Origin of the sequence: Campylobacter sp. BCW_6877 (assembly GCF_001762445.1) — a bacterium.
In the GTDB taxonomy this organism is placed as follows: domain Bacteria; phylum Campylobacterota; class Campylobacteria; order Campylobacterales; family Campylobacteraceae; genus Campylobacter_D; species Campylobacter_D jejuni.
Window position 1 is genome coordinate 82,461 of the sequence record NZ_MJWW01000036.1, and the last position, 19,041, is coordinate 101,501.

Consider the following 19,041-nt stretch of genomic DNA (forward strand, 5'->3'; position numbering starts at 1 on the left):
TTATCTTTTCATATTAATAGCCTTTTGTATCATTTGATCGCTTGTGGTAATGCTTTTTGAGCTTGCATCAAAGGCTTTTTGAGTTACTATAAGATTTGAAAGCTCTACACTTAAATCAACATTAGATTGCTCTAAAAAACCACCTTTAAATTTAGCTGTATTAACAATCTGTCCATTTTTCATAATAAAACTTGCATCACCACTATTAGCTGTTGCAGCAAAGATATTATCGCCCATAGCAGCCAATCCTTGCTCATTGATAAAATTATATAAAGCAAGCTTTCCAACTATAGCATTTTTACCATTGCTAAATTGTGCTACAATACTTCCATCATCAGATATATCATATTGTTTAAAAAATCCTTCGGCTACACCATCTTGCTGTGTAACTACATTTTTTTCAACGCCTTCTTTAATATAAATCCCACTATAACCCGAACCAGGTTTATTAGCATCATAAGGAGAGCCTAAATCAATATTAATTGTTCCGCCATTTGGGTTTGCAATGCTTGTAATATTGTTTTGAAGCAAAGCACCATTTTTATCAAAAACCATATTTCCTTCAGTTGGATTGCTTACGGCATTGCCATTAGAATCATAAATTTGGGCAATGGCTTTATATTGTATATTATCGCCTTCTTGCGGCAAAACCCTTTCAAGCGTAACCCTTAAAGTACTTTTACTTCCATCCGCATTATAAATAGGGGATTCTAAAATATCTTTATTGGCTTTTTGTTGTTCTGTTGAAATTTGAGCTGTATCAAGCTTGATGCTATTTTCATCCAAACCCTTTAAATCAAGCTCATTGCTTTTAAAATTAAGATTTTCATCTAAAGTTGCTTCAAAGCTTTTTTTTACGCCATTATCGTCAGTGAAATTTAAAATGATCCTATCACCCACTTTAGCACTAAACACATCTTCTTTGCTAACACTACCGCTAACTACATATTTTCCATCTTCGGTTTTTGTAATGTTAAATTTACCAGGATCAAGATCTACTTTGACCACTTCTGTTGTTGTGTTAGTATTTAAACTTCCACTCCATTTTACATTTTGAGTTACTTGAGGAGGTAAATACATATTCACAGGTACTTTAATAGCCCCTTGAGAAGCAGTTGTGCCTATACCGAAAGAATTATTTGAATTTACGGTAAAACCATTATTTACCGGAGTTCCTGTGTTAAGATAATCCCCCATAAGCCCCGCAACCCTATCGCTATAGTTGATACCGGTAAAAGCAGGGTTCATTGTTCCTAAAACAAAATTTCCATAAGAATCTACCAAATATCCATTTGCATCTCTTTTAAACGATCCATTTCTAGTATAGTAAGCATTACCATCCGCTCCCAAAACCCCAAAAAATCCTTTTCCTTGTAAAGCCACATCAAATTCGCTATCGCTTGCCACAAGAGAACCTTGCTCAAAAACCACATTAGAAGAAGCTGATCCTGAGCCATATCCACCTTGAGCAGGATTAGTTGATTGAGTGGTTATAGTGCTATAAAAAATATCTTTAAATTGAGCATCAGAATACTTAAAACCTGTAGTATTAACATTAGCTATATTATTTGCATAAATATCAATACCAAAACTATTTGTTTTAACTCCAGAAATTCCATTATAAAATGAATTCATCATGGCTTATGCCTTTTCCTCTTTATCACCATCTTCTGTAGATCCAGAATTAGAAGAATCTCCATCACTTGAGTCTCCACTTGAACTATCTCCAACGGAAGTTGAAGATGAACCAAGTTTATAATCACTAATTTCACCAATATCATCAAAACTTACATATTGACCACCCATTTTTGCATAAGCAACCCCATCAACAAATTTAATACCCTCTATAGGATAAGTTCCATAATTTGCAGTGATCTTTTCCCCGTTTTTATTATTATAAACCACTTTAACACTATACTCTCCATCCCCAGCATAAACACCATCATTATTTCTACCAGGCCACTCTAATGTAAATAAACCTTTTGATACTTCTTTTCCCTCATTACTTTTTTCACTAAATACCAACTTATTATTTTTATCATAAACCTCTAAGGTGATTCCTTTATCATCCGAATCTTCAGGCAAATACATTTTTAGTGCAATAACCTCATCTGCGCCTGTTAATTTGACTTTGTTTTCATTTACCGTAGCCATTTTTCCTATAGCTCCCACTGCTGCAGTACTCATGCTCGTACTAAAAGAATTGGAAAGTTTTTCCATAGTTTCAACCATTTTTTGCATAGTTGTATTGGTATTTTGCTGCATTTCAAGTGCACTAAGCTGTGAAGTTTGAGTAAGCATTTTATCGCTATCCATAGGATCTGTTGGATCTTGATGTTGAAGCTCTATCAAAAGAAGTTTTAAAAACGCATCTTTGTCTAAAGTAGCATTTGGATTACTAACCACACCAGAGCTATTACTACTAGATGAATTATCCACTTTCGTATCCTTGTTGCTTGTTTGGTTAGTATTAGCAGTATTTGTCCAGTTAAGATTGCTATTCCAATTTGTTGTCGCCATGATAAAATCCTTTTTTTACATTCAGTCTTTTTTAATTAAAAGCAATAAGTGTTCCAACTTAGAAATACTTCGCTAAAACAAGCTCTAGATTGACTTTTTCACTTTCATTTTTTCCATCTAAAGCATCTTTAAAACCATATCCGCTACGATTTTTTCCTTGATTTTGATTTTGCTCTCTTTTACCTTGATCACTAAAATTCATTTCAAGTCCAGTAAATCCCATATTTACAAGAGAATTTTTAAACTCGACTTGATTTTGGATAAACAAATTCATTGCATTGGTATTGGAGTTGAAATTGATATGAAGGTTATTACCTCTTTGTATCAAAGTTACTTCCACTTCTCCAAGATTATTAGGATTTAGAGTGATACTAAGTTTAGTGATAGGTGCTTTATATTGATCTACAGCCTCTTTTAAATCTTGTGAAAAATACTGCAAAGTCTCTTTAGGCGTGATATTGCGAGCATTGTTTTGTGTTACTTTACTTAAATCTTTGACTAAAGAATTTAGCTCATCTAAATTATTTTTATCTACATTTTCACTGTGCGTTTTTGTTTGCTCTTGAGTAAAAGTTTCTTTATTGGTATTGTTGTTAAAATTAGCATTATTCTCTTTGTTTTGAACTGCTTGAGTTTTATTTAAATTTTCAAAATTTAATTTTTGATCAAAGAAATTCTGTTTTATATCTTTATTTTCTTTGTTGTTGTTTTTAGGCTCTTTATTTAAACTAAAATCTTTTTGTGTTAAATTTGAAACTAAATTCTGAGCATCTTTGACAATTTCTTGATTTGAATTTTTATCAAGATTTAAATTTTGATTATTGCTCTTTAAATTTTTATTTTGATCTTGTATATTCTCTTGATTTAAATTGTTTTTTTCTTGATTTTTATTTAACTCTTTATTAAAATCTTTGTTTAAGTCTTTGCTTTCTTTATTTAGGTTGTTTAATTCTTTTTCATCTTTTTTTATTTGCTCATTATTTTTTGCATCTTTTGTGTTATCTTTATTTAAATTATCTTGGTTTTTTTTATCTTTTATATTTAACTCTTCTGTTAAATTTTTTGCAAACTCATCATTTTTGATATTTTTTAAAGTATTTTTAACATCTGTGGTATCTTCTTCTATTTTTGATTTAACTTTATCATTTTTTTCGTGTTTGCTTTCTTTGGATGAAAGCATGGAATCTAAATTTTTTAAAGTTTGAGAAAGCAAAGAACCGCTATCTTTAGAATTTGCTTTTTGCGTAGAATGAGTACTTGTAGTATGAGTTGTATTTTGTAAATTGTGATTTAAATTTTTACTCACATTGGAAATTTTATTATTGATGATTTCTTTAAAAACATTATCCACAGCACCTTTAAAAAAATCAGCCTTATCTAAATTTGGAAAAGTTGCTTTAAGATCAAGAAGACGATCTACTTTAATATTTTTTACATTTAAACCCAAATCTTTAGCTATGTCCAAAAGCTCACTAAGATTTGATGCACCCTTTAAAGCATTAAAATTAGCCTCTGTTTTGATAAGACTTGAAAGTTGAGTAGAAAGATTTGCCAGTTTAACATCTGCTGTATCTGTTTTTAGCTTATCCAACAAAGAAAGAATTTGCATAAAAGAAGCAGATTCGAAAATGCTTATCTTATCACTCTCATCAAAAGCTCCTTTTTGAAGCCTGTTCATCGCTTCATTAACAACTTCTTTTTGACTGATTTTCATATGATCAGGTAAAAATTCATTGGTTTCATCGATAGAATTAAGCAAAGAATTTAAAAAACTCTCCGTATCATCTTTAGTTGAATTTTTGCTATCGCTACTTTCATGTTCCTTATTTTTACTGGTTTTGCTAAAAGAACTGCTAGTAGTAGAAGTTTTACTCGGCGTAAGATTTAAAACATCATTTTGCGGAGCTAAATTTGACATCACTTTTCCTTCAAAAAAATTATTTTAAAAATTTATCTACCATTACATTAGGAAATTTTTCTTTCAAATAAGAATCTTCATATACTTTAATCATCTTATCTTCATTTAAAGCAGTTAAGATATTTAAAAGCTCTTCTAAATTTTTAGCATTTAAAATTTTCTCTAAATTTTCTTCATTTTCTAAAATTTCTGTAAGCTCGCTTGAAATTCTTGCCATTTTTTCGTTTTCATCTGATCTAAAAGTTTCTAAAAGTTCTAAAACTTGAAGCAAAACTTCATTTTTTCTCTCAGCTAAATCGCTTTTAAATTCAACAAAAATCTCTTCATTTAATGGTTTTGACATTTTAACTTCCTTTTTAAAATTTTAATTTCATAAGTTTTTGAAGCAAGAAGTGTTCCAAGTTTTGATACTTTGTAGTTTAAGTTAAATTTTTGTATAATCTAAGCTTTTAAAAATTTAGCTTTGGAGAAGAAAATTTGGAAAACATTAGAAATATAGCAGTTATAGCTCACGTTGACCATGGTAAAACCACTATGGTAGATGAATTGTTAAAACAATCAGGCACCTTTAGCGAAAGAGAACAAATTTCAGAACGCGTTATGGATAGCAACGATATAGAAAAAGAACGCGGTATTACCATACTTTCAAAAAACACAGCGATCAATTACAAAGACACAAAAATCAACATCATAGATACTCCAGGGCATGCTGATTTTGGCGGAGAAGTAGAACGCGTTTTAAAAATGATTGATGGAGTTTTGCTTTTAGTAGATGCTCAAGAAGGTGTTATGCCACAAACTAAATTCGTTGTTAAAAAAGCTTTATCTTTAGGGCTTAAACCTATAGTTGTAATCAACAAAATCGACAAACCAGCTGCTGATCCTGAAAGAGTGATCAATGAAATTTTTGATCTTTTTGTAGCCCTAGATGCAAACGATGAGCAACTCGACTTTGCCATAGTTTATGCTGCAGCAAAAAATGGTTATGCTAAGCTTGATCTAAACGATGAAAGTGATAATATGGAGCCACTTTTTAAAACCATACTTGAACGCGTTCCAGCACCAAGTGGCACAAATGACAATCCTTTACAACTTCAAGTTTTTACTTTAGGGTATGATAATTTCGTAGGTAAAATAGGCATTGCTAGAATTTTCAATGGGGTTGTGAAGAAAAACCAAAGCGTAATGCTTGCAAAAGCTGATGGCACCAAAGTAAATGGTAGAATTTCAAAACTCATTGGCTTTATGGGCTTAGAAAAAATGGATATTGAAGAAGCAGGAAGTGGAGATATCGTAGCTATAGCAGGTTTTGAAGCTTTAGATGTGGGTGATAGCGTTGTAGATCCAAACAATCCTATGCCACTTGATCCTTTACACATTGAAGAGCCGACTTTAAGCATAGTATTTTCTGTAAATGATGGCCCATTAGCAGGAACTGAAGGAAAACATGTAACTTCAAATAAAATCGCTGAACGCTTAGAAGCTGAAATGAAAACTAATATCGCTATGAAATACGAAAGCACAGGCGAAGGCAAATTTAAAGTAAGCGGTAGGGGCGAACTTCAAATCACTATTTTAGCTGAAAATATGCGTCGTGAAGGTTTTGAGTTTTGCATGGGAAGACCTGAAGTTATCGTAAAGGTTGAAGATGGGGTTAAAACAGAACCTTTTGAACATTTAGTTATCGATGTGCCTGAGGAATTTAGCGGTGCAGTAATAGAAAAACTTGGCAAAAGAAAAGCTGAAATGAAAACCATGGCGCCAACAGGCGATGGACAAACAAGACTTGAGTTTGAAATTCCAGCACGCGGACTTATAGGTTTTAGAAGTCAGTTTTTAACCGATACCAAAGGCGAAGGCGTGATGAATCATAGCTTTTTAGAATTCCGTCCTTTTAGTGGTGCGGTTGAAAAGCGTAATAATGGAGCTTTAATTTCTATGGAAAATGGCGTGGCTTTAGGGTATTCTTTGTTTAACCTTCAAGAGCGTGGAGTGCTTTTCATAGAGCCTCAAACTAAAGTTTATACCGGTATGATTATAGGTGAGCACTCTCGTCCAAATGATTTAGATGTTAATCCTATCAAAGGAAAGAATCTTACCAATGTAAGAGCAAGTGGAAGCGATGATGCAATCAAGCTTGTACCACCTAGAAAATTAAGCCTTGAAAGAGCTTTAGAGTGGATAGAAGAAGATGAACTTGTAGAAGTTACACCTGTAAATGTACGTGTTCGCAAACGCTATCTTGATCCAACTCAAAGAAAAAGAATGGAAAAAGCAAAATCTTAATGGATTTAAAAAGCTTAGAAAATAATAGACTTTATATACTTAAACGCTTAGGAATTTTAAGATTCCTAAGCGTTATCGAAGCCTTACTTGTAGGCTTTTTAGCCTTTGTTTTTATAAGAGATGTCTTAATCGCAGTAATTTTAGCTGTTTTTGTAGGTGTTTTTTTCTTTCGTTTTACAGCCAAAAAACTAAAACTCGCACAAAAAGAATTACAAATTGACGCTTTAAATTTATTTTTGCGTCGTTTTGGGGCGAAATTTAAAAAGCAAAGTTTAAGCCAAAAAGACTTTTTAAAACTAGGACTTACAAAGGATTTGAAAGAATTTAAAAGTCAAAACTGCTTTGAATTTAAGGGTTTTAAAATTTATGATATTCAGTTTTTAGACGAAAATAAACGCTTTTTTTGCGGAATTTTACTCGAAATTTTAAGTGCAAACAAAAATCCTAGCTTTGAAAATGAAGAACAAATTTATATCAAACTTAAAGATAAAAATTTCACTTTAAATCATATCTTTTCTAAAGAAAATCATTATCTTATCGCTACTTTAAGCAATCCTTTCTTTATAGATATAAAAAAAGATTTAGAAAACAATTTCAAAAATTTAGAAGAAAATCTAAACTCTATAAAAAACAAACTATTTAAATAACTAACATAAAGTTAATATCATAAAATTTTAATAAATATTAATTATATACTTTAAAAATATATTACTTTTAGTAACACTTTAAAATTTAATTTTATTTAAATTATTCTTATTATGCTTAATATTTAAGAAAAAATACACTAAAATCAATTTGAACTACAAATAAAAAGGAGGAAAATCATGAAAAAACACATTTTATTGCTTGGTTTATGTCTTAGTTTGAGTCTTAGTGCTAAAAGCGTGAGTGACTACAAAGTAGGAGAAGAATTAAGCGACAAGGAAGGAGTAGAGTATTTTAAGGAACTTTCTAAAAGACCTGTGCAAGAATGGCCAAATAAAAATTTAAGCATCAATGATGTTCCAAAAGGCAAACAAGGGGATTTAATCCGTTATGGTATAAAGCTTTTAAGCAAGACAGAAAGCACTCTAGGACCCTATAGCAAGCTAAAAAAGACAAGCAACGAAGTAAACTGTATTTCCTGTCACATGGACAATGACGGCAATGGTTTACCAGGGACAAAAAAATATGTTATTCCATTTTTAAATGTCCTAAACAATTATCCAAGACTTGATATAGAAACGATGAAAATCATCTCTATTGAAGATAGAATTCGCGGAATGGGTGGAACTGACTCTCATAGATTTCCTAATGATTCTAAAGAAATGAAAGCAATTTTAGCTTATTTTAAATGGCTAAAAGAAGCTTATGGTATCAAAGACGGCGTAAAGCTTGAAGGAGATTTTTTCGCTAAGATGAATTTTCCAAATCGCCCAGCTGACCCTGTGCGTGGAAAAAAACTCTTTGAAGAAAATTGCGTTGCTTGCCATGGCGAAAGAGGACTTGGGGTAAAAAATGATAATTACGAACAAGGTAGCGGACATTTATATCCATCTTTACTTATCTATCCTGATGGTGGACACATGGCTATGATACCATTTTTAGCAAGATTTTTAAAATCAGCCATGCCTTTTGGTGCGAGTGCGGATAATCCTATATTAAGCGATGAAGATGCACTAGATATAGCAGCTTATGTCAATACAGGTTTTGTAAGAATGCCTATAACCACTACAGAAAATCGTGCAGGACTTGATACAGCTTATAGCAAATCCCCTTCATTAAAACCTGAGTATTTTGCCTCACCACAACAAAATTTAGACCCTAAAGAATACATAAAAGTAAAATACGGACCTTGGAAAAATCCAAATCACTTCCCAGGAGAATGATTAATTTTGGGCTTAGCCCAAAATTAATCCTCATCTTTGGCTAAATTTTCAAGACTTTTAATCCCTTCTTCGCCTATCAAATTTCCACCTTGTAAGTCGCTAAATATCGCATTTAAAGAACTCACTATGGCAGTGGAATTAAAACTTAGATTTTCTATAGCTCTTTCTCTTTTTTTCCATATATTTTGCAAAGCCCTTTTTTCAGCTTCTAACTCTTCTTTCATATTTTGGTAAGTTTTGAGTATAAAAGTGATTTGCGTGTTAAATTCCTTAGAATTTAAGTATTCGTATAAAATGTGATTTTTTTCATCTTTGTTTTGTAGGGCATTTTTGAGTTTATAAGCGTTTATAATGCTTTCTCTAAGCACTGCTAAAACACCTTTGAATTCATTAAAAGTACAGATCAAAATTCCTTCTTTAAAATGCGTTTTTTCTTTATCTTTTGGCATAGTTTTTGTGATCAAAACCGCTATATCACTTTTTGCGGCTATACTGTCTAGTTTAAGTTTATCAAGCCATTCTTTATTAAATTCTTTAGTGCGCTTGCTCTCATATAAAATACTTCCGCAAATATTTCCAAAATTATCCTTTACTATATGCTGACAATCAGCTCCATTTACGCCCTTTGGCACTTCTTTTACTTCATCACTTAAATACTCACTTTGTATGTATTCTTCTATGAGTAGTTCAGCTGCTTCGCCTTGGAGTTGCTGTGAGCCTTGTTCTATCCTGCGTTGCGCGTCTTCTAGCTTTTGGGCTACGCTTTTAAAATTCGTTTCTAGTTCTTTGTATTTAAGATCTTGCTCTTGAGTACTTTTTTGAAATTCAAGACGCATTTTTTCTCTTTCAAATTCCAAATTTTTGTTTTCTTGTTCTTTAAATTCTTTAAAAGCCTCTTCTTTGGCTTGAAATTTCAATCTTTCTTCATTTTCTTTTTGCTCTCTTTTTAGTCTTTCATTTTCAGCCTTTATGCTTAAAAACTCGCTAAGCTCTTTGCTTTTTTTCTCGAGTTCTTCTTGCATGATTTTCATTTCATTTTCATGCTCTTTGTTAAATTTCTCGCTGAATTCTTTTTGGAAATTTTGCTTTTGCGTGAGAAGTTCTTGTTCAAATTTTTGCTTTTCTAAAAGAAGCTTTTGGCTTACTTGCTCGCTTATGAGTTTTTCTTGTTCTATCTTTTGAGCTTTTAAATCATTTAAAGCTTTGGTGTATTCAGCTCTTTTAGCATTTACCTCATCATCAAATTCTTTTTTTTGTTTTAGCATTTCTTGCTTAGCTTTATCTAAAATTTGAGCATATAAAGCAGTGCCGATATCGATAAAACTTCCACAACTTGGGCATTTGATTTGTTCATTTTGGTTTAAATTTTGCATAAAAATTTCCTTAGAATTTTTCCCTAAATTTAACATAGAAAAACAAAGATTATTCTAAGATTGACTTGTTAAAATCATTCTTTTAGAATAATTAGGATTACAAATGCAAAAACACACCAAAATTCACGGCTTTGCTAAATTTAAACTCATCGTTATCCTTGCTTTGATGTCAAGCATAGCACCGCTTTCTACAGATATGTATTTGCCTGCACTTTCTCATGTGGAGCAAAGTTTTCAAACTAATTCTTTTTTAACCCAACTTAGTATCGCAAGTTTTTTTATCGCTTTTGCTTTAGGACAGCTTATATATGGGCCTTTAAGTGATATTTTTGGGCGTAAAATTCCAGCTTTGGTAGGGATATTTTTCTTCATCGTTTCGAGTTTGTTTTGTGTGATTATCGATGATATTTATGCTTTTATCGCTTTGAGATTTTTTGAAGCACTTGGGGGATGTGCAGGTGTGGTTATCGCAAGGGCTATTGTCAATGACTTGTTTGAGATCAAAGAAGCTGCAGGAATTTTTGCTTTGATGATGGTTTTTAGTTCTCTTGCTCCTATGCTTTCGCCAACTTTTGGGGGAATTTTGCTAGAGTATTTTTCATGGCATAGTATTTTTGCGACTTTGTTTGCTTTGGGAATTTTGCTTTTTTTGATGATACTTTTTGGCTTAAAAGAGTCCGCACCTCATCTTAAAAACAAAAAATTTTCCCATCATGAAGCGATGAAAAGCTACAAATTTGTTTTAAGCGATAAACGCTTTTTAGTTTATATACTATGCGCTTCTTTTGCTTTGGCGGCGATGTTTGCTTATATCACAGGATCAAGCTTTGTTTTTACGCAGTTTTTTGGCTTAAGTGAGCAAAAATTTGCTTTGCTTTTTGGGGCAAATGCTTTAGGTTTTGTCATCTGTGCAAATATCAATGCGAGATTGGTTTTAAAATACGAAAGCGAAAAGATCTTAGCAAAAGCTTTGATGATAATGTTTATATCGACCGTGATTTTACTTGTAAATGCCTTTTTTCATCCAAATTTCCTGCTTTTTGAACTTAGTATTTTTACAAGTATCGCTATGCTTGGTTTCATCGCACCCAATACCACAACTTTGGCTATGGCAAGGTTTAAAGAACATAGCGGAACTGCTTCTGCGGTGCTTGGAACGGTGCAATTTGGTTTTGCAGGGCTTATTTCTTTTGTGGTTGGGGCTATTAACGCAAATACGCCGATAATCCTTGCTTTTGTAATGTGTGCTTGCGTATTGGTTGCAAATATGATATATTTTCTAATCAAAATAAAGGAGAAAAAATGAAAACAAATAATATCTTTATGGCTTTAGCCATAGTTTTAGCAAGTTTGATTCTAGCTTTTGGATTTAACAAGGCTTTAAGCGATTTTAAAACACTTGAAAGAAGTGTAAGCGTAAAGGGTTTAAGTCAAAAAGAAGTCGAAGCGGATACTTTGATACTTCCTATAAAATTCACAAGATCAAACAACAATCTTACAAATTTATACGAAGAACTAGAACAAGATAAAGAAAATATCATCAAATTTTTAGAAAAACAAGGCATAAAAGAAGATGAGATCAGCTACAACTCGCCAAATATCATAGATCGTTTAAGCGATCCTTATAGCAACGACACTCAAGCTACATACCGATACATAGGCACTGCGAATTTACTCATCTATACTCAAAATGTAAAGCTTGGAAAAAGCATACTAGAAAACATTTCAAGTCTTGCAAAATTTGGCATAGTAACAAAAATCGATAATTATGACATAGAATACCTTTATACTAAACTCAATGAGATAAAACCACAAATGATAGAAGAAGCAACGCTCAATGCTAGAAATGCAGCGATAAAATTCGCACAAGATTCAAACAGCCATCTAGGCAAGATAAAAAAGGCTTCTCAAGGACAATTTAGCATCAGCAACAGGGATAAAAACACACCTTACATCAAAACCATAAGAGTGGTTTCTACTATAGAATACTATTTGAAAGACTGATGATAAATTTTCAAGCTAAGCTTTAAGGCTTAGCTTGGCACTATGGAATTTTTTCGTGCGGTTTTTAAATAGTTTTTTATAATTATTTTTCTATTTTTGCTTTAATTTTATCTTGAAGTCTTTTCAATGTATTAAATGGAAGAATATCAAGCATTTTTTCAATCAAGCTTAAACTAGGAATTTCACCTTTTTTATCAAGTATCTTGCTTGGATTATTTTCTGCAGAATCTAGCATAATTTTTAAAAGTTGATTTTTTAGTTCCTCGTTCTCTGTTTCTTTTATTTGAGTTTCATACCCTTTATAAGTTTGATTTAATCTTTGTTTATAAGCATACTCACTTGCTATTCTTTTATATTCTGCAATTTGCTTTGTAGAATAATAAGTAAAAAATCCGCTAAAAAATAAAAATGGCAAAGCTCTAAGAAAATTTATATATGTAAAATTTTCCTCAAATGAAAAGCAAAAATAAATACCAAAAACAATAATAAAAACGAATATAGACACTCCAAAAATTATATTCCAAGTTTTGATATTTGTTTGTGCAACCTCTCTTTCATCTTTATAAGCCTCGGCTAATCCCGCAGAAGTTGCACCTGGTAATAATTCATCTATTTCATCATTTTTTTCTTTATACAAATTTTCAAATTTATCTTTATAGTCATTTAAACAATTTTCTAATTCTTGTTTTTTACTAGAAATTAAATTGTTTATTTCAGTCCGTTTTTCATTTAAATATTTTTCAAGAGATAACTTTCCACCTTTTCCATTTTCATCTGCTTCAACACCAATAAAAATTTCATTGTAAAATTTTTCAAATTTTTCTATTTTATCTTTATTTTCTTCGATATCATCACAAGCTTGTTTCAACTTCGAAATAATCCCTTCGGTAACATTGCCTTGAGAATCTTCCTGATCATAAAATTTCATATAATCATTTTTCATTTTATTTGCACATTCTTTAGCTTTTTCAATTTCAATTAAAGCACTGCTTTTATTTTCACCATCGGTTTCAATATCAAAAATTTTCCAATAAATTTCATCTATATCTTTTTGTCCGATTTTTATATCTTTAATCATATCTTTTACGGACATTTCTTCATCATTGCCATTTCCATTATAAACAGAATTAAATTCTGCAATATCTTTTAATGAATTTTGTATAGCATTATTTTCGATTAGATTAAGAAATTGTTCTAATTGTTTTAAAGAATTTTCATCTTTGATATTTTTTATAATTTTATAAAATAACTTTTTTTGTTCTTTAATTAAATTTTCCATTTTTATTCCTTATTTTTTATATTTTGTTGCAAATTTTCATCACAATACCTTAAATTTTTCAACTTGGCACTATGGAATTTTTGCGTGCGGTTTTTTGGAGTGAAAAAAGAACTAAAAATATTAAAATAGTATAAGCAAATGTTAGATATATAAACAAAGGATCATTTGAAAATATTTTATCATTGATAAGTTTTCCAATAAAAGGATTTAAAATAGTTATATTAGCACCCATAGATATAATAACAATAATATAACTTATACATATAAAAATATATCTTAGAAATAATGTATTTAAACATACCATCCATAAATAAAAAATACAAAATGTAAAAAATATTCCTATATTAGATAAAATATTTAAATTATTTTGATTTTTTGGAATATAAATGTTTATATAAATTAAGATAATTAGCAAAAATAATAAATAAACACATAAAATTAATATACTTTTAATTATATCTTTAAATATTATATTTTTAATTATTATAAAATCTAATTTTATATTTTTGAAAATCTTATAAAATATTACTATAAGACAAATAAAACAAACAACAACAAAAGAAATTAAAATATGATTATAATATTGTTGCATAAATGAAAAATTTATAATTACTTCCTTGACTTTTGTCAAATAAGAAAACATATCTGAAGTTTTGTTTAAATTTTGTATAGATTTTTTTTCCAAATCAAACTCAAAGCTTCCTACAAAAATAAACAAAATATATAAACTAATTAGTAATATAAGATTATTAAAAACTTTTAAAAAGTCTGTGTGATGATCGCAAAGTTTTCTATAAAATCCTAAAAGTAAAAAATCCACAAAATCCCGAATTCTCGAAACATTTTTTTCTAAATCTGTCGTATTTTTTACATTCTCACCTTTTTTATCCCAATTTTGTTTTAGCTCTATCTCTTTACAATAAAGCTCGTATTTATGAAAATTTGAAGCGTCTAAAAGATTGTTATCTTTTATCAAAGCATTTTTAAAAGTCCTAAAAGAATCTCTAAAATCATTGGCAAATTTATCTAAGGATTTTTCTTGATATAAATTTGGTATAACGCCTGCTTTTTTAGTTGTTCTTTGACTTTCGTAAGAAGTGCATTCTTGTTTGACTCTCTCTTGTAAATCATCAAAAGTAAAATTTAAATTTATATTAACCACATTTAAATTTCCTTTGAAAATCGCTTGAGAAAAATTTGGAGTTTTATCAAATCTCACTCGATAAAAACTAGCTGTTTTTTCAAATTCACACTCGTGGAAATCAGCGTAATTTTTAAAAATAGAATTATTGAAATAAACATTATCGTTAAATTTTCCTTTAATGGTAACCCTATCTTCAAATACACAATTATCCATTTGAAAAATATCTAAGCATTCTTGAAAATTTAAATAAACTTCTTTTTTAAAATTACAATTTAAAAAAGATATTTTTTTAATATTTGTTATTTGATTAAAATATCCTATTCTTTGGGTAAATATACAATGATCAAACACTAAAGGATAGGTTTCAAATAATGATAAAATATCTACAACTCCATGAACTTGTGTCTTTAAATTTGTTCTAGATAAACCAAAAATATAAAATACACCAGATATGTATCTTATATTATCCTCAATATTTAAAATTTGTTTTATTTCTTCTATTGCTATAACTTCATAGGAAATTTTATCAATTTCGGTTATATTTTTTTCAATAATTGTCAAAAAATCAAATCCAATATCGTAATGTGATTTTATTCGATTTATAATCGTTTTATAAATTTTGTCAATGCAGTATTGCCTATCTAAAAAAGTATTAAAATTTTCAACCTCTTGTTTGATTTTGTTTTCTATGATTTGTCTTTGTTCTTTTGTTAGTTCTTTCATTATTTCCCTTCAATGATTTTTATTTCTTCTTCGGTTAAGTTATAGAGTTTATAAGTCAAAGAATTGATTTTGTTTTCTAGTTCTTGGGTATTTGCGTTTTTGTCTTGCTCTTTGGCTTTTAAAATTTCATCGACTAAACTTATAAGCTTGTTTGCTAATTTTTCATTTTTAGAATTTATATTTACTACAGGGATATTTAGCAAAGGCTCTTTATCAATTTTGAATAGATTTCCTTGTATTTTTCCCTTGTGCTTTAACCAAAAAGCTATGAGCTTTGAATTTAAAACTCCAGTTAAATATTTCAAATTAATTCTACAAGTCTGAATAAAAAACAATGCTCTAGAACCATAAAAATTTTCATTAGAATATACAAAAATTGGCTCTATACATCTAACTTGTGAAATAATTTTTTCTTCACCTTTTTTAAAAAATTTTTCTTCTCGTTCTCTATGCAAATAAAAGTATGGCTTATTTGGAGTTTTATATTTAATTTTTGATTCTTTCAGTATTTCTTTATATTTTTGAAAATGTTGCTTCAAATTAGGTAAATCATCTAAATTTCCAGAATAATTTTTATTAGACAAATAAATCAAATATTTATCAGTAAAGCTAGAATAAAATTTTCCACTCAATCCTGTGTAATATTCTTTTATAAAACATTGTTCATTTTTGGAAAAAACATTTTTATCTTTTATCACAAAAGCTTCATCTATAGCTGGAACTATCCCTTGTGCCACTTCACTTTCTTCAAGGTAAAATTTTCCATATTTTTGGATTTTGTTAAAAAGTTCTTCATAGTCGCTTTTTGTGAAATTCAAAGTTTTATCTATAAATTTTTTTGGAGTTAAATTTATGCTTAAAATTTCATTGTTTTGGGTTTTTTCATTTTTTAAAAGATTTATAACATCTTCATAAATTGGAGTTTGGGTTGTGATTTTAGCAAAATGAAATTCGTAATTTTTAGGCGGTTTTATTTTTTGAAATTGCATTATCATAGTTTGTATGCTTGCAGAATCAAACACCATAAAAGAACTAAAATCAACAAGGCTTAAAATTTGAGATTCTTCTAAAACTATATTGCGTAGTTTTTTAGCCCCTGAATTTGTAACCCAATTATTTGTAGCGATAAATGCTAAATATCCATTATTCTTAAGTATATCAAATCCACGCCCTACGAAATGATACCAAATATCCATTTTTCCTTGATAAGTTCTTAACTTTTTTGTATTGGTAAAAAGATCTTTATTATCATTTTCTTTTATATAAGGCGGATTGCCGATGATGAGATCAAAGCCTTTGAAATTTCCATCATCGTCCAAAATTTCAGGGAATTCAAAACGCCATTCAAAAGGATGATTGCTTTCTAGGTTGAAGATATTGTCGTATTCTTTTTTAAGATTTGCAAATTCTTTTGTGGCTTCTTTTTCATCAAAGTCAAAAAGAGTCAAATTCGCACTAACAAAGAATTTCAAATTTTCATCATCTATGGCTAAGAAATTTCCGTATTTTTTAGAGTATTTTTCACATTTATCGTTAAAGCTTTTCATTTCTTTTTTAAATTTATCTGCAAAGCAGAAATTTTTAAAAGAAATTTTGAGATTTTTTATCTCTTGGTTGATGTGGCTTTTATCTGTGTAAAAGCCTTCTTTATAGTCTTTTACTATGCGTTTGTATTTGTTAATGCGTTCTTTGATGTTAGGATAGTGGTTTAGGCTTTTGCCTGTTTCAAAGTAAGATACCAAAGAATTTCCGCATTTTATGTTTATATCGATGTTTGGCAGGGTTTTAAGATCGTGATAATTCTCATCATCAAAGCTTTGATAAAAACTATGTTTTAAAAGCTCTATCCAAAGCCTTAGCTTGGTGATCTCGCATGAGTTAGGGTTGATATCGACTCCAAAAAGGTTGTTTTCTATGATGTCTTTTTTGGTATGAAAAAGTTCTTGCTGGATAAGATGGGCTTTATCTTTAGGTGTTTTTGGGCGTTTATACTCTATAAACTCACCTTTTCTACCCGTGATGAGAATTTCATCGTTTTGCACTTCTAGATAAAATTCTTCATCAAAAAGATTTAGCTCATCATAAATGCTTAACATAACATTTAAAGCAGAAACCAAAAAATGCCCGCTTCCCACCGCAGGATCGCAAATTTTTATAGAGTTTAAAAGCTCTTTTTGTGCTTTTTTATCTTCTTTTCTTAAAGACTTTCTTAGTTCGCTTATATTTTTAGCATCAAGATCAAATTGAGCGTTGAATTTATCAAGCACAACTTTTGTGATGCTTTCTTTACACATATAAGAAGTGATAAAGCTTGGCGTGTAAAAGCTCCCTTCTTTGTAGCCATTGAGTTTTTCAAACACATTTCCTAAAACGCTTGAACTTATGAGTTCTTTTTGGCTTAAAATTTCGCTTTGCTCATCATCGCTACCAAAATCAAAGCTATCCAAAAATTCAAACAAGTATTCTAAAAGCCTCACTTGTCCTTTTTTAGCCTTGCATTTATCATCTTTTAGCACGGTGTTTTTATAGTAAAAAAGCTTTAAGTCATTGCTTAAGCTTGAAATTTCAAGTGTGTTTTCTATGCTTTGTTTTTCAAACAAAGAAGAATTTAGATAAGGCAGATAAGCAAATTCGCTTTTCTTTCTCGTGCTTTTTTCTTTGGCTAAAACTTCAAAGAAAAGTTCGCTAAGCTTGTCAAAATCAGGGATTTTTTTGAAATTTAAAAATTTCAAATTTTTATCATCATTAAAACGCACCAAATTTGACTCTATAAGCTTTAAAAACAAAATGCGATTAAGCCATAAGATCAAAAGTTTTAAGATGGTTTCAAAATTTTCTTCTTTGAGCTTAGAGTTTATAGCGGTGTAGAAAGTTCCTTGCTCTTCTTTACTTTCTTCGCTTTTTGTGATGATGAGTTTTGAGTTTTGTTTGCTCTCATAAAGCCCTAAGATATATAAAAGTTCTTTGTAAAAAGCGTTGTTGAGTGAATTTGCATCGTTGGGGTTAAACTCACCTAGCAAACAATCTTTGCTAAAAATTTTAAACAAAGGCTTAAGCTTACTAAAGCTTAACTTATCTTGTTCTAAGATAGGTTTTAAATCCACAAAAAGCCCTTTTAAAGTGCTATCGCCATTTAAAATCTTTTCAAATTCTTTATAAATTTCGTCGGTATTGCCTTTAAAAAGCGAGTTTTTGCTTTCAAAATTTTCAAAAGCTTCTTTAAAATACTTGTTTTTGTTAAAAAGCTCTTCAAACAAATCCGCCTTAAAGATAAAAAAGCTATAAAAATCCGTGATGATGATGTGCTTAAGCGATGAATTTAACGCTTTTCTTTCGCGAAGATAGTATAAAATGCACTCATGCAAAGCCTTGCAATTAGGTTTGCTTGGGCTAAAAAATTCTCTAGAATGAGGCAATTTTGCTTCAATGATGACTTGGGCAAGGCCATCTTTTTTTAAGGCCAAGTCTATACCGCTGTTGCCTTTGTGTATGCTTTTGACTTCGCATTGGAAAGATAAATTTTCAAAAAATTTGCTAAGAGCATTTGCCACAAGGGAATCTTCGTTGTTTTTGAGATTATTCTCTAAATTTATTTTATAGTCTTTTAAAGTTTTGATAAATTCGTTTAGTTCTGTTTCTAAGATAGGCTTTTTGCGGTGGTAGGGATTTAAAAATTCTTTTTCATTTATAGCTTCAAATTTCATATTGCACTTTCAATAAATTTTAAATATTTTAGCAAAAAAATCTCAAGTTTGGTATAAAATTTAAAAGTTACTTTTTGTAATTTTATAAAAAAATAATTATATAAAATGAGAATATTTGATACAAAATTTTAAAATTTTAAATATTTTTATAAAAATATATCATTTTTTAAATTTATCAATACCCCTAGTTTTGTTACAATAATTCTATATATCATTAAAAAG

At 29.8% G+C, this 19,041-nt stretch carries 13 protein-coding genes; 5 read left to right on the forward strand and 8 right to left on the reverse strand.

The features are described from left to right. The 4 genes from AJ936_RS05035 to AJ936_RS05050 are packed head-to-tail and all read right to left on the reverse strand — an operon-like array spanning window position 1 to window position 4,781. A complete protein-coding gene (locus AJ936_RS05035; RefSeq protein ID WP_070274143.1) occupies window positions 1-1,638 on the reverse strand; it encodes a flagellar hook-basal body complex protein in 1,638 nt (545 codons plus the stop codon). 3 nt (window positions 1,639-1,641) lie between these two features. Further along, on the reverse strand, window positions 1,642-2,520 hold the full coding sequence (locus AJ936_RS05040; RefSeq protein WP_141080068.1) for a flagellar basal body rod modification protein: 879 nt from the start codon (window positions 2,518-2,520) through the stop codon (window positions 1,642-1,644). 58 nt (window positions 2,521-2,578) lie between these two features. After that, window positions 2,579-4,441: a flagellar hook-length control protein FliK gene (locus AJ936_RS05045; RefSeq protein ID WP_079861668.1), complete on the reverse strand. Its 1,863-nt coding sequence runs from the start codon at window positions 4,439-4,441 to the stop codon at window positions 2,579-2,581. A gap of 16 nt (window positions 4,442-4,457) precedes the next feature. Further along, window positions 4,458-4,781 (reverse strand): hypothetical protein, encoded by a 324-nt coding sequence (locus tag AJ936_RS05050; protein ID WP_002782892.1) that lies wholly within the window; start codon window positions 4,779-4,781, stop codon window positions 4,458-4,460. A 134-nt stretch (window positions 4,782-4,915) separates the two neighbouring features. Between AJ936_RS05050 and typA the strand changes: the two genes are divergently transcribed. The 3 genes from typA (at window position 4,916) to AJ936_RS05065 (ending at window position 8,592) form a co-directional block, all read left to right on the forward strand. Then, window positions 4,916-6,724: a translational GTPase TypA gene (gene typA / locus AJ936_RS05055; protein ID WP_070274145.1), complete on the forward strand. Its 1,809-nt coding sequence runs from the start codon at window positions 4,916-4,918 to the stop codon at window positions 6,722-6,724. Continuing rightward, window positions 6,724-7,371, forward strand: a complete 648-nt coding sequence (locus AJ936_RS05060; RefSeq protein WP_070274146.1) for a poly(A) polymerase — start codon at window positions 6,724-6,726, stop codon at window positions 7,369-7,371. The genes typA and AJ936_RS05060 overlap by 1 nt, the downstream gene beginning before the upstream one ends. 177 nt (window positions 7,372-7,548) lie before the next feature. After that, the gene (locus AJ936_RS05065) at window positions 7,549-8,592 is read left to right on the forward strand and encodes a c-type cytochrome (protein WP_052949435.1); all 1,044 of its coding nucleotides are present in this window, start codon (window positions 7,549-7,551) and stop codon (window positions 8,590-8,592) included. A gap of 23 nt (window positions 8,593-8,615) precedes the next feature. Here the strand turns inward: AJ936_RS05065 and AJ936_RS05070 are convergent, their stop codons facing one another. Next, a complete protein-coding gene (locus AJ936_RS05070; protein WP_014516886.1) occupies window positions 8,616-9,965 on the reverse strand; it encodes a DUF2130 domain-containing protein in 1,350 nt (449 codons plus the stop codon). Between the two features lie 103 nt (window positions 9,966-10,068). On the opposite strand from AJ936_RS05070, the gene AJ936_RS05075 reads away from it, so the two are divergent. Continuing rightward, a complete protein-coding gene (locus tag AJ936_RS05075) occupies window positions 10,069-11,271 on the forward strand; it encodes a multidrug effflux MFS transporter (protein ID WP_002930130.1) in 1,203 nt (400 codons plus the stop codon). Further along, window positions 11,268-11,969 (forward strand): SIMPL domain-containing protein, encoded by a 702-nt coding sequence (locus AJ936_RS05080; RefSeq protein WP_002872991.1) that lies wholly within the window; start codon window positions 11,268-11,270, stop codon window positions 11,967-11,969. The genes AJ936_RS05075 and AJ936_RS05080 overlap by 4 nt, the downstream gene beginning before the upstream one ends. A gap of 82 nt (window positions 11,970-12,051) precedes the next feature. Here the strand turns inward: AJ936_RS05080 and AJ936_RS05085 are convergent, their stop codons facing one another. From AJ936_RS05085 to AJ936_RS05095, 3 genes are read right to left on the reverse strand one after another with little or no spacing between them, the layout of a single operon-like run. Beyond that, the gene (locus AJ936_RS05085; protein WP_014516884.1) at window positions 12,052-13,248 is read right to left on the reverse strand and encodes a hypothetical protein; all 1,197 of its coding nucleotides are present in this window, start codon (window positions 13,246-13,248) and stop codon (window positions 12,052-12,054) included. A 58-nt stretch (window positions 13,249-13,306) separates the two neighbouring features. After that, complete coding sequence (locus AJ936_RS05090; protein ID WP_014516883.1) at window positions 13,307-15,115, reverse strand: pentapeptide repeat-containing protein; 1,809 nt, start codon at window positions 15,113-15,115, stop codon at window positions 13,307-13,309. Further along, window positions 15,115-18,819, reverse strand: coding sequence for an Eco57I restriction-modification methylase domain-containing protein (locus AJ936_RS05095; protein ID WP_044779352.1), 3,705 nt, complete (start codon window positions 18,817-18,819; stop codon window positions 15,115-15,117). The genes AJ936_RS05090 and AJ936_RS05095 overlap by 1 nt, the downstream gene beginning before the upstream one ends. Between the last annotated feature and the right edge of the window lie 222 nt (window positions 18,820-19,041).